8 protein-coding genes are annotated in these 13,638 nt (G+C 46.7%); 6 read left to right on the top strand and 2 right to left on the bottom strand.

From position 1 onward, the window contains the following. Nucleotides 1–255: 255 nt before the first annotated feature. From PWYN_RS07025 to PWYN_RS07005, 5 genes are all read left to right on the top strand, one after another. Nucleotides 256–831 carry a TetR/AcrR family transcriptional regulator gene (locus PWYN_RS07025; protein ID WP_036649843.1) on the top strand — a complete coding sequence of 192 codons (576 nt, stop codon included), beginning with the start codon at nt 256–258 and terminating at the stop codon, nt 829–831. Between the two features lie 246 nt (nt 832–1,077). Continuing rightward, a complete protein-coding gene (locus PWYN_RS07020; RefSeq protein WP_036649841.1) occupies nt 1,078–3,432 on the top strand; it encodes a YhgE/Pip domain-containing protein in 2,355 nt (784 codons plus the stop codon). 405 nt (nt 3,433–3,837) lie between these two features. Beyond that, nucleotides 3,838–8,433: a glutamate synthase large subunit gene (gene gltB / locus PWYN_RS07015; protein WP_036653479.1), complete on the top strand. Its 4,596-nt coding sequence runs from the start codon at nt 3,838–3,840 to the stop codon at nt 8,431–8,433. Nucleotides 8,434–8,602: 169 nt separating this feature from the next. Continuing rightward, complete coding sequence (locus tag PWYN_RS07010) at nt 8,603–9,529, top strand: ABC transporter ATP-binding protein (protein ID WP_036649839.1); 927 nt, start codon at nt 8,603–8,605, stop codon at nt 9,527–9,529. After that, a complete protein-coding gene (locus tag PWYN_RS07005; protein ID WP_036649836.1) occupies nt 9,522–10,307 on the top strand; it encodes an ABC transporter permease in 786 nt (261 codons plus the stop codon). Before PWYN_RS07010 ends, PWYN_RS07005 begins: the two co-directional genes overlap by 8 nt. A 22-nt stretch (nt 10,308–10,329) precedes the next feature. On the opposite strand, the gene PWYN_RS07000 is transcribed toward PWYN_RS07005, so the two are convergent. Beyond that, nucleotides 10,330–10,779, bottom strand: a complete 450-nt coding sequence (locus tag PWYN_RS07000) for a bactofilin family protein (RefSeq protein WP_036649834.1) — start codon at nt 10,777–10,779, stop codon at nt 10,330–10,332. Nucleotides 10,780–10,821: 42 nt separating this feature from the next. After that, entirely contained in the window at nt 10,822–11,880 is a 1,059-nt protein-coding gene (locus tag PWYN_RS30285) for a peptidoglycan DD-metalloendopeptidase family protein (RefSeq protein WP_036649832.1), read from the bottom strand. Nucleotides 11,881–12,102: 222 nt separating this feature from the next. Here PWYN_RS30285 and cls point away from each other — a divergent pair, with 222 nt between their 5' ends. Beyond that, a complete protein-coding gene (gene cls, locus PWYN_RS06990) occupies nt 12,103–13,533 on the top strand; it encodes a cardiolipin synthase (protein WP_036649829.1) in 1,431 nt (476 codons plus the stop codon). The last annotated feature ends 105 nt before the right edge of the window (nt 13,534–13,638 follow it).

Below are 13,638 nucleotides of genomic sequence, written 5' to 3'. Positions count from 1 at the left end.
CACCTGTTTCCTTATCAATAGAATTGCGAATTCACTTTATATTATATACGAAATAAGTGCTTACTCTTCCCACATTATACAAATTAGACGTAAATAGAAAGTAAAAACACTGCAATAAATTAAAAAAAAGATTTACAAAGAGGTATTGCAAACAAGAAGCATAAGTAGTAGACTAATTATTGACCAAGTGACCGGATTGGTAAAACGGTCAAAATTCCGGTGACGACGTATGTTCTGTAGAAAGGAAGTGTACGAGTGGCTGTGGTAGATCGAAGGCAGCAGGTGCTTCAGGCTGCGACCAAATCCTTTTCATTGTTTGGGTATAAAGCAACCACAATGGATCAGGTCGCAAAAATTGCAAATGTTGGGAAAGGTACTATTTACACCTTTTTCACCAATAAGGAGCAGTTGTTTGATGAGATTCTGCGCGATGTTGTGATTGAGATGAAGATTATTGCCGAGCGGGAGATCAGGCGTGATAAGCCTTTTTTTGATAATTTGCACCGTGTTCTAGATGCCCTGTTAGAATTTCGAAGCGAGCATGAGTTGTTCATAAAGCTTTCCCAGGAGAATCGTGAGTTCGGAACACCTCAGGCCGGCGAAGGTCTCAACAAAATCGAGAATGTGGTATTGGAATATTTGGAGCGTGAGGTGGAACACGCGATTCGGCAAGGGGAAATCAAGCCATGTGACCCCAAAATCGTATCGGTTGTAATGTTCAAATTATATATTGTGCTGACCACTGATCTGAACAAACTGCACACACCCCTGGATAAAGAACAAATCAAATCCTATTTTCATTTATTTTTGGCTGAGGGATTGGCAAAGTAATAACAGGCTAATAGGTATGGAGTAACATGGTATCAGCTTTCCCTATAACGGGATTATATTACCTCAAAGGGAAAAAAAGTCAATAATAACATGCCGAAACGGGTACCGTCCATTAAGGACGGCAAAGCCGTTTCTTCTTGTAAAGTTAATTGACTGATTGGGGAAAATGGTCATTTGGTGTTCTGCTGTATTGCAATTTGTTTTCACAGTAAGAGTATATAAAGAGATGATAAGGAGAGAACCAGAATGAAATCATTATCCGTATTTATGAAAGACCTGGGTGCGGCTCTTAAAAACCCAAAGGTGCTAATACCGATGTTTGTAGTCCTCTTTATACCGGTATTGTACAGCGGGCTATTCCTGAAGGCTTTCTGGGATCCATACGGTAAGATGAATGAGCTGCCTGTTGCTGTTGTCAACCAAGATAAAGGTGCCCTTTATGAAGGGAAGCAGCTGACTGCCGGGAGTGATCTGTTAAATGAGCTGAAGAAAACGGATGGCTTCCAGTGGGAATTCGTCTCACGTGAGAAGGCGGAAGCAGGGCTTAAGGACAATACTTATTATATGGCGATAGTCGTTCCGGAAGACTTCTCGGCCAAAGCAACAACGCTGCTGGATGCGGAACCGCAACCGGCCAAAATTATATTTGAACCTAATGAAGGATACAACTTCCTGGCGGGTCAAATCGGCGGTTCAGCCGTGAAAGAGATTAAGACCAAAGTTTCGGCCAAGGTAACAGAAGCTTATACCAATTCTGTATTCGATAAATTCACTGAGATCGCAAGTGGACTGGGTGAGGCAGGAGACGGCGCTACAAAGATTGCTGATGGTGCAAGTAAGCTTGATGACGGTGCCGTTAAGCTGGAGGACAATCTTCTTCTATTAACGGATGGCACAGGCAAACTTCTCAGTGGTGTAGAACCACTCACTAAAGGTGTTGCGGATCTAAATACAGGTGCAGTAGCAATGGAATCCGGTACCACTACCTTAGCTGATGGTTTGCAGAAGCTGTCCGTAGCGCATCAGCAGCTAAAGGATGGCGTACAACAGACTGCAGACGGTAGCAAGCAGTTAAGTAATGGATTGCAGCAGACTGTAGCAGGTACCGTGAAGCTGCAGGCCGGGACACAATCTGCGGTAGATGGCACAGTGAAGCTTCAAGACGGAACGCATTCTGTTGTGGAAGGAAGCGTCAAGCTGGAAGCAGGATTAACTTCTTCCGTAGATGGAAGTGCCAAACTTGAAGCGGGTATTAAAGCATCAGCAGACGGCAGTGTGAAGGTAACCGAGGGTGCAAAAGCTGTAGCCCAAGGTTTGCAGCAACTGGCTCAATCCAATCCTCAGCTGGCAGCCAGTCCAGATATGCAAAAGCTTTTGGCAGCAAGCAAGACTGTTGCAGCAGGCAATGAGCAACTGCTGCAAAGCCAGCAACAGCTATTGCAAGGGGCAACTGCGCTGCATAGCGGACAGGAGCAGCTGCTGCAGGGTGCAACTCAGCTGTATACCGGCTCTCAGCAGTTGGATGCGGGTGTATCCCAGCTGCATGACGGGGCACAGCAACTTAACGCCGGCAGTACTCAACTGCTGGAAGGTCAGCAGAAGCTGGCCGTAGGCGCAACAGCGCTGGAAGCAGGCGGCAGCAAGCTGGCCGCTGGTATGACCGAGTTTGGCAGCAAGCTCAACGAGGCTGCGGCAGGCGGCACTAAGCTGGCTGACGGTGGCAAGGCGCTGGAAGCAGGCACTTCAAAACTCCTAAGCGGTGTGGATCAGCTTGGGAGTGGTATCAGCACTGTAGCAGATGGCTCCAAGAAGCTGGCTAACGGGGCGGGTGAGCTCAAGAACGGTATGGATGAGCTGAAATCAGGCTCGAACGAGTTGGCAACAAAGCTTGGCGACGCTGCTGAACAGACAAGTGCAGTTAACAAAAGCGATTCAATGGTGCAGATGTTTGCTCAGCCCGTGGAAATTGAAGAACATAAAGTAAATGAAGTACCGAATTACGGCACAGGCTTCGCCCCATATTTCCTGTCCCTTGGATTGTTCGTAGGTGCACTGATCTGCACGCTCGTAATTCCTATGCGTGAATCCGAAGTCGTTGGAGCCAGCCGCTTCAACCGCTTTATCAGCCGTACACTTTCCTTCTCGATGATGAGCCTTTTGCAGTCATTACTAGCTGCATTCGTTCTCTTGTACGGACTGGGGCTGGAAGTTCACAATGTCCCCCTGTTCCTGGCCTTCACTTTTATAACCAGTTTGTCCTTCATGTGGGTCATTCAAGCGATCGTTACTTGGCTTGACCAACCCGGACGATTTGTTGCCATCGTTATTCTTATTTTCCAATTGACAACAAGTGCCGGAACCTTCCCGCTGGAGCTGATTCCGAACTGGATGAAATTCTTCAACCCGCTGCTGCCAATGACTTATAGTGTCAGAGGTTTCAAAGCTGTAATTTCAACAGGCGATTACAGTGTTATGTGGAGAGATGCAGGAACGCTCGCAATATACGGGCTGGTCTTCTTGGCCTTTACGTTCGCCTACTTCATGACTCGTGACCTCGAAAATGAAGCAGTAATGAAAAGTGAACAAGTTTTGACTGTATAATGAGGTCGAATTTAGTAGAATTTTAGAATAGTTTAAGCGCCTCCTTCAGGAGGCGCTTTTTTAGTATAAAGGATTAGAAAACCTTTTCTTGATATCAAATCACGGGGCTTAAATAAGATAAAACGCTTTCAACGCATAACTACTTATTCGTTTTTTGTGTATATTTATGCATTGCAAAGATTATTTACGCTTTTACCCACTAAAGCTGTGTCGCAAAAGCAAATGTTAATCAACATCATAAAAAAGTTTAAATTGCGCTCATGTAAGGTCGATGATAAAATAATATAATGAATCTCTATGAATAATTATTAAGGTTTTGATACAAGCCCAAGAAATTTTCCTTTTGCAATATTTTGTATATTTCCGGTGATAATGTCCTACTTTATAATAGAAAGGTTGCGTATGATGAGACACACTGAACTGCCCCCTAAACAGGGCCTTTATGATCCTCAGTTCGAAAAAGATGCATGCGGAATGGGTTTTGTTGCCCATATTAAAGGTAAGCCCTCCCATGATATTGTAAGCAATGCTTTGACTATGCTCTTTAATATGGAGCACCGTGGAGGCCAAGGAAGCGAACCTAACTCCGGTGACGGAGCAGGTATTATGCTACAAATTCCGCATAAATTCTTTGCTGCAGAGGCCAAGGCTATTGGCTTTGAGCTGCCGGAGCAAGGTCAATATGGTGTGGGTATGATCTTTTTGTCTCACAACGAAGAGATCCGTGCTCGCCATGAAGCCCAATTAAACGACATTATTGCCGAAGAGGGCCAGGAATTGCTTGGCTACCGTGACGTACCTACCTTTGATGAAATGTTGGGCAAAACAGCTAAAGCTGCAAAGCCTTATGTACGTCAGGTATTTATCGGACGTTCACTGAATATCACCGATGATCTTGCTTTCGAACGCAAACTGTTTATTATCCGCAAGCGTGCCGAGCTGGCTATTCGCTACAGCGGGGTGGAGGAAGGCGAGTCCTTTTATCTCCCAAGCTTATCTTGCCGCAAAATCGTATATAAAGGCATGTTAACGACTGCCCAGGTAGGACAGTTCTATATTGATCTGCAGAATGAGAATTTGGAATCAGCGATTGCGCTCGTGCATTCCCGTTTCAGCACGAATACGTTCCCTAGCTGGGAGCGTGCGCATCCTTATCGCTTCATGATTCATAATGGTGAAATCAATACCCTTCGCGGTAATGTGAACTGGATGCATGCCCGTCAGTCCCTATTCAAGAGCGAAGTGTTCGGAGAAGACTTGGCCAAGATTAAACCGGTTATTAACCCGGATGGTTCGGATACAGCAATGTTTGACAATACGTTCGAATTCCTGTATCTGGCTGGCCGTTCCTTGCCGCAGGTAGCCATGATGATGGTTCCAGAGCCTTGGAGCAACCATGACAGCATGGATCAGAAGAAGAAGGATTTCTATGAATACCACAGTACTTTAATGGAACCTTGGGATGGCCCCGCTGCAATGGGCTTTACCGACGGTGTTCAAATCGGGGCCATTCTTGACCGTAACGGCCTGCGTCCTTCACGTTATTATGTTACTAAAGATGATTTGATTATTCTCTCCTCCGAAGCAGGTGTTTTGGATATCGCCCCTGAGAACATCCTTTACAAGGACCGTTTGAGACCGGGCCGTATGCTCTTGGTTGATACTAAAGAAGGCCGCATTATCTCGGATGAAGAGGTCAAAGCATCGATTGCTTCCGAGCAGCCTTACCGCCAGTGGTTGGATGAGCATTTAATCAGTCTTGACGAACTTCCGGATGCACCTGAGCTTCCGAATCCTAAGCATGATAATGTACAGCAGTTGCAGCAATCGTTCGGATATACTTTTGAAGATTTGCGTAAAGTGCTAGAGCCTATGGCATCCACTGGTCAAGAAGCTATTGGCTCTATGGGCTATGATTCACCTCTGGCTGTGCTGTCGGACCGTCCGCAGCGTTTGTACAACTACTTTAAACAAATGTTCGCCCAAGTAACCAATCCACCGATTGATGCTATTCGTGAAGAGTTGGTTACTTCTACAACAACAACGATCGGGCCTGAGCGCAACCTGCTCAAACCTGAACCGGAGAGCTGCCGTCAGATCTCGTTGAATACACCTATCCTTTCTAATGAAGATTTTGCCAAGATTCGTCATGTACGCCGTGCAGGCTTCAAGTCCATGTCCATTCCAATTCTTTTCCCGGCTGAGCTGGGTGCAGAAGGAATGAAAATTGCGATTGACCGTTTGTGCGAGGCTGCTGACCGGGTTATTGGCAAGGGTCATAACATTCTCATTCTGTCAGACCGTGGTGTAGACCGCGAGAATGCTGCGATTCCAGCGCTGCTGGCCGTGTCGAGCCTGCATCACCATTTGATTCGTCAAGGTACCCGGACCAAAGTGAGCATTTTGCTGGAGTCTGGTGAACCGCGTGAAGTTCATCATTACGCAGTCCTGCTAGGCTATGGAGTGAGTGCTGTGAATCCATATCTGGCCTTTGAAAGCTTGGACGACATGATCAATCAAGGTCTACTACGGGGAATTTCCCACGAGAAGGCCGTGAAGAACTATATCAAAGCTGCGACTAAGAGCGTAGTTAAAATACTATCCAAGATGGGGATCTCGACCATTCAGTCCTATCGCGGAGCACAAATATTCGAAGCAGTAGGCCTCAATTCAGCATTTGTTGATCGTTACTTCACATGGACACCTTCCCGAATTGGCGGTATCGGTCTTGAAGAAGTGGCGGCAGAAGTCCTCTTTACGCACAACCGCGCCTTTACGGATAAAGACGGCAATGATAAAGTGCTGGATTCCGGCGGTGAATACCAATGGCGCAGCGACGGTGAAGAGCATCTCTTCAACCCGCAAACCATTCATTTGCTTCAGCACGCGGTGCGCAGCGGAGATTTCGCTACGTACAAGAAGTTCGCTGCACTCGTTCAGGGTGAGAACGAGAAGCATTTAACGATTCGATCCTTGCTGCAATTCAAGCCTGAAAATGCACCAGTCCCGCTTGAGGAAGTCGAACCGGCAGAGTCCATAATGAAACGCTTTAAGACCGGCGCGATGTCTTTCGGTTCAATTAGTAAGGAAGCCCATGAGACGCTGGCTATCGCTATGAACCGTATTGGCGGCAAGAGCAATACCGGTGAAGGCGGCGAAGATCCAGCACGCTTCATTCCGGACAGCAACGGAGATTCACGCCGCAGTGCGATCAAACAGGTAGCTTCCGGACGCTTTGGGGTAACCTCGAATTATCTGGTGAATGCGGATGAAATACAGATTAAGATGGCTCAGGGTGCGAAGCCTGGTGAAGGCGGGCAGTTACCGGGACGTAAGGTCTATCCTTGGGTTGCTGAAGTACGCGGCTCCACAGCAGGTGTAGGTTTGATCTCACCTCCTCCGCATCATGATATTTACTCTATCGAGGATTTGGCAGAGCTGATCTATGATCTGAAGAATGCTAATCCACGTGCAAATATTAATGTAAAGCTGGTATCTGAGGTTGGTGTCGGTACGATTGCAGCCGGTGTGGCCAAGGGTCGTGCGGATATCATCCTGATTAGCGGATACGATGGAGGAACAGGGGCATCTCCGATGAACTCTATCCGTCATGCGGGCCTTCCTTGGGAACTGGGTCTGGCTGAGACTCATCAGACGCTGATGCTGAACAATCTCCGTGACCGGGTTACTCTGGAAACGGACGGAAAAATGCTTAGCGGACGTGATTTGGCAGTCGCAATCTTGCTGGGAGCCGAAGAGTATGGATTCTCTACTGCACCGCTTGTCGCTGTAGGCTGTATCATGATGCGTGTCTGTCAGATGGATACTTGTCCGGTTGGAGTAGCAACGCAGAATCCTGAGCTTCGCAAGAATTTTGCGGGCGACCCACAGCATGTGGTTAACTTTATGACTTTTGTGGCGCAGGACTTACGTGAGATCATGGCTAGTCTGGGCTTCCGCACTATTGAGGAAATGGTGGGACGTACAGATTGCCTGGACGCTTCCATAGTATCTACTCACTGGAAGAAAAAGGGTGTAGACCTTTCCAGTCTGTTGCACACACCACACTTGGCTGAGGGAAGCACACGCTTCCGCAGCAAACGTCAGAATCACGCGCTGGAAGAAACATTGGATATGAGCCAATTGCTTGAACTGGCAGCTCCAGCATTAGAATCAGGAACTCCAGTAGAAGTTTCCTTACCGATTACGAACGTCAACCGTGCGGTCGGAACCATTTTGGGAAGTGAATTAACACGCAAATACGGCGCTGCCGGATTGCCGGACGATACCATTCGACTTAACTTCACAGGTTCGGCTGGACAGAGTCTTGGAGCATTCGTACCTAAGGGCATCACAATTACGGTCGAGGGTGACTCTAATGACTATGTCGGAAAAGGACTATCGGGTGGTAAGTTGATCTTGAAGCCTTCTTCGAAAGCGACCTTTGCTGCTGAAGATAACATTATCATCGGTAACACTGCGCTTTATGGAGCTACTGGCGGTGAGGCTTACATCAGCGGAATCGCTGGCGAACGCTTTGCGGTTCGTAACTCCGGTGCTAATGTGGTTGTAGAAGGCGTTGGCGACCATGGTTGTGAATATATGACGGGTGGACGCGTAGTTGTACTGGGCGGAACCGGGCGAAACTTCGCAGCGGGAATGTCAGGCGGTATCGCTTACGTCTACGATGCGGATAATAGTTTTGTTAAACGCTGCAATCTGGAGATGGTATTACTTGAGCGTGTGGAGGAGCAAGCGGAGATTCAAGAACTTCGCGGTCTGATTGTACAACATACGGAGCTCACTGGCAGTGTGGTCGGACAACGTATGCTGGATCAATGGGAAGAGCATCTTCCGAAGTTTGCTCGCGTAATTCCTAAGGATTACAAGCGGATGATGCAGCATATTCAGAAGGTTGAAGATGCGGGATTAACGGGTGAGGCTGCATTAATGGCAGCTTTTGAAGCAAACATGCGTGAACTAGCCCGTGTTGGCGGATAATAGAAGAGATAGCTGAAATCATCATATGACTTGAGAATCATGTAAGAGGGACTCGATCTTCTTCCACAACGGGAGGGGGTCGATCCCTTTTTTTGAGATTATATGTATATTCCAGTTTTGGTAAAAAGGGTAAATGTGGTAAACTGCTAAGAGAAAGGAAGTGAGACTTATGATTAAAACGACAGATGAGCTGGAGCCTGTAGCCCGCTTGCAGGGAGTCACCAAAAAAATAGGCTCTAAAACGCTGGTTGGGGACCTTACGTTGGACATTCCGCCTGGTCAAATATTTGGCTTTCTGGGTCCGAATGGGGCAGGTAAAACTACCACAATCCGTATGATGGTAGGTTTGATCTCAATTAGCCGCGGGGATATTCTGATTTGCGGCCGAAGTATTAAACATGAGTTCGAAGAGGCTATCGCAAACATCGGTGCTATTGTTGAGAATCCTGAAATGTATAAGTTCTTGACAGGGTATCAGAATCTACGCCAATATGCACGGATGGTGCCGGGTATCACGAAGCAGCGGATTGATGAGGTAGTAGAGCTTGTCGGGCTTGGGAAAAGAATCAACGATAGGGTTAAGACTTATTCGCTTGGAATGCGTCAGCGATTAGGTGTGGCGCAAGCGCTGCTGCACCGACCAAAGCTGCTTATTCTTGATGAACCGACGAATGGCCTCGATCCGCAGGGGATCCGTGAGCTTCGGGATTATTTGCGCCGTCTTTGCCAAGAGGAAGGGACCACGGTATTCGTCTCCAGTCATCTCCTGTCCGAGATGGAACTAATGTGTGACCGAATAGCTATTATCCAGAATGGCCGGCTGGTGGATGTGAAACAGCTTAAGGCAGTGGGCAATGCAACGATACCGATGGGTGAAACCTTATTCGAGGTTGATAATGCTGAAGCTGCGCAGGAACTGATTGGCAGTGGAACATTAAAAAGCGGAGGACTTGTAGTTGAGGCGACCCGTGAGGAAATAGCAGAAATAAATGCAAGGTTGGTATCGGGCGGAATTAAGGTCTACAGTATCAAGATGCTTTCCCGTTCGCTCGAGGATCAATTCTTGGAGATCACTGGAGGTGAAGGCATTGGGTGAGTTCGCTGCTCTCATACATAATGAGAATATCAAAATTTATAGTCGTGTCCGCACATGGATTATGCTAATTATTCTAGCCGTCATGAGTGCATTGTTTCCGGTGTTGATCTATTACACAAGCGGAAACGACTCATCCATCGAGTTATGGGGAAGCTTTCAAATCACTATAAGTATCGCTTTCTTCCTGAATACGATATTTACCGTAGTTGTAGCATCCGACTCCGTTGCGGGCGAATTTACCTGGGGGACGATCAAGCTGCTGTTGATTCGCCCGTGGAGCCGCTCCAAGATATTATTGTCTAAATATATTTCAGTGGTGTTATTCAGTTTGCTAAGCACCGGGGTACTCATCGCCTTCGGTTTCGCATCTTCAGCTATATTCTCCTCTTCTACCGGTGAAGGAATGGCAACTGCTGCAAGCTGGAGTCCGGCCGAATATACTTTTTTGATTATCTTGTGTCAATACATTGTGCTGTTCCTGACCGCCGCAATTGCTTTTATGGTATCCACCGTATTTAGGGCTAGCGGTTTAGCTATCGGCTTATCGTTATTTATTATGTTTGCCAAGAATATTTTTATCTCGATCTTTAGTCCGGAGCGTTACGAGTGGGCAAAGTATTTAATATTCTCCCACATGGATTTACAGGGGTATCTAGTATCCAAGACAGGTCCGGGTGGAGTGTCCTTTGGGTTTGCAGTAGCCGTACTTGCCGTTTATTATGTTTTATTCCTGTTGGTTTCTTGGTTAGTCTTCCGTAAAAGGGATGTCTCCACCTAAGAGTTAAAAGATATGCACTCCCTTAACCTGCTTCTCGAGAGCCCTGCTGTTTAGGCGCACGTTTATTCTTCTTGTTCCTGTTGGTATCAATATCTAACCCGCCCGTCTTGTTCTGGGCGGGTTGTTCTGTCATGGACACAGAGCCGTTCAGCAGCCCGCCCTCCACAATGGAAAGGGCACTCGAGGTGATGTTTCCATAAATCTGTCCATTGCCCAACAAGAGGATTTGGCGTTCTGCTGTGATATCTCCGAAGACTTTTCCAGCTATAATAATTTCCTCTGCGACAATGCTTGCATGAACAGTTCCTTGTTCCCCGACAGTAACGGTCCCACTGCAATGAATTTCACCGCTAAAAGACCCTTCAACCCGCAAGTTCGTATCACAATGAACCTTACCCTCGAGAGTTCCTCCATGTCCGATCAGTGTGTCCGTCGATTTGAAAGGGGAACGCTGCTGCCTCTGTTTCCACATATTTAGTCCTCCTATACTTTCCATATTGCTCTGCATTGTACCCTATGAATCCTGCTGTATATAACCCAATGGGTTAACGGGTTTGTTCTGTTTAACGACCTGAAAGTGGAGATGAGGGCCTGTACTGCGGCCTGTACTGCCCAGCCCTCCAATCTGCTGTCCTTTAACCACCTTATCACCGGGAGAAACTTTCATGCTGTTGAGGTGCATGTACCAGGTTTCTAATCCATTACTATGCTTGGTAACGATGTATTTCCCACGTGCACCCATTTGATCTACCGTTATAACCTCCCCGTCCTGAGCTGAAAATACAGGGTCGCCAATATCGCCGGCAATATCAATACCGGAGTGGAAGGCGGAGGATCCCTTGAACGGATCAGTTCGATAGCCGAAGCTCGAAGTGATGACTTTAGAAAGGGTGGGCCACATCACGGCGGATGCCAACTTGGATTGAGAAGTGGTTATTTTTTTCGCTTGCAGAGTATCTGCCTTTTTCGCTTGTGAGATAGTAACAGGTATACTGTTAACCATTTCTTCTAAGATACTGCGTATTTCGGCAAAGTCATCTTTAGTTTCCTGCACCAGATTTACAGCTTCGCTATTGTATACTGCGATGAACTCACCGCCAACCTGAGGGCTGGAGGATAACTTAGCTGCATGGTTTGTGACCCCGGAGCTTGAGCTCGTCGTTGCGTTGTTGTTCTTTTTAGAATCTGAGTCTGTACTGTTCTGTTTCTGAATTAGACTTTGCAGCTGCTGTTCCAACTCACTCACACTTTTCAGTTTGTCTTTAATACTGTCTGCCTCTTCGGAGAGATCAGTTACCTCCATTTGCAGCTGCTGCAGCGCCTCCTCTTTGTCAGCGACCTGTATTTCCATACGTAGATTATGAAGTGAGAGAGCTGCAGCTTCTGCCTCCAGCTGGGCGATGGATTGGGAAGAATGATAGTGCATGGAAGTGACCAAGCTGGAGATGGAGAGCGCAGCTACGGCGGGAATGGCAAAGGCCAGGGGCTTCGAAATCCGAAGCTGTCTGACGGGGCGCCCGGCATCCCGGACGACGAGCAGCGTAATCTGATTATGATCGGGCTGACTCTTCATGACGACTCCTTCCTGCGGTTTCGAGAACCGCTAGAGTTGCTAGTGTAATTATTTTTAACATAAGGGCTCATCCGTTTTCTCTTACTACTCTATGTATTCAGTGATATTGAGGAACATGACAAAGGTTGCTTGAATAAAGGAAGGGAATCTCGGCAAAACCAATAGAGTATGCATACAGGTTATTACTAATAGTACCCGGTCACACAGGGGGGAGTTGAGAGTATGAAGATTGTCGCGATTATTTTCTGTCTTTTTTATATCCAAATGGCTGTTATTTTACTTCTGGAGTTCCGTCATCCGCAAAGAACCGTCGCCTGGTTGTTTATTTTGTTATGCTGTCCCCCACTGGGGCTGCTGTTCTATTACTATCTTGGTCGTGATTATAGGCAGATCCAACAAATAAATAAGCGGAAAGTCCCCTTGTTGCGAGAGTTAAGAGAACATGTAAAAAATAGATGTCTCGTGGTGGAAAATCCGGAGGATAGCGGAAATCCGGCTTTTAACAACCAGATGGATTTGCTTCAACTGCTCTCTCATTTGCCTAAAGGTCCAATTACAGGAAAAAACCAGAGTCGTTTTTTATTTGAGGGTCATGAAGCGTTTGATGCCATGCTTGAAGCCATGGAGTCGGCACAAGAGCACATACATTTGGAATTTTATACCTTTAATTCGGATATTATCGGTGAGCGGTTTCAGGAGCTTCTGATTCGAAAGGCACGGCAGGGTGTAAAGGTACGGCTTCTATGCGATGGTACTGGCAGTTTAAAGTTAAGCCGGAAGTTTATTAAGCAATTGAAGAGTGGGGGGGTGGAATTCCACTTCTTTCTCCCACCACTTTTGAGTTTCATGGAGCGCCGTTTAAATTACCGGAATCACCGCAAGATTCTAATCGTTGACGGTCTCATCGGCTTTACCGGGGGGATGAATGTGGGAGATGATTATTTATTAAAGGCTACCGGAATAGGGAGTTGGAGAGATACTCACCTACAGCTGGAGGGGGACTGCGTCTATTATTTGCAATTTGTATTCCTTAAGGATTGGAGACTTGCTTCCGGTGAGCGGCTTAGTCATCCACGCTTGTTTCCTGTTCACCCCTGCCAAGGTACAGAAGCCGTTAAAATCGTTATAAGCGGTCCTGATGAGGATGTGGATGCATCAGAGGAGATCTGTTTTGCCTCGCTGTGTGCAGCCAAGCGCCGTATCTGGATTACCACGCCCTATTTTATTCCCGATTCCCCCATTATTCGGGCTCTTAAAACTGCACGGCTCCGCGGGGTGGAAGTAATGATCATGATTCCCGGTAAACCTGATGTGGAATTTGTATATCAGGCTACACTGTCCTACGTTGAGGATTTACAGGATGCAGGTGTAAAGTTCTATAAATATCGAGGCGGGTTTATACATGCAAAAATCATCATTGTGGATGATCTTTTAGTGTCCGTAGGTGGCCCAAATCTGGATATGAGAAGTCTCTACACTAATTTTGAATGTTCTGCAGTATTACTGTCTCCAGATAGCATTGCTAAGATTACCGCTAAATACCAGGAAGATCTGGAGCATTCGGACTTGATAGACCCGGAACTTTTTAAAAAGCGCGGCCGTTTAGTTAAACTGAGAGAAAATCTGAGTAGATTGTTGTCCCCGATGTTATGAGAAGATAGTTAGCATTCCTTCATGAAATGAGGTTCATTATGATATAATAAAGTATATAAAAAAAACTATACTGTAATTTTAGGGGGAGTTCTATGAATGTAAGCC

This window comes from Paenibacillus wynnii (genome assembly GCF_000757885.1).
In the GTDB taxonomy this organism is placed as follows: Bacteria; Bacillota; Bacilli; order Paenibacillales; family Paenibacillaceae; genus Paenibacillus_AQ; species Paenibacillus_AQ wynnii.
The sequence above is the reverse complement of the archived record's forward strand: the minus strand, read 5'-3'. Positions and strand labels throughout refer to the sequence as shown.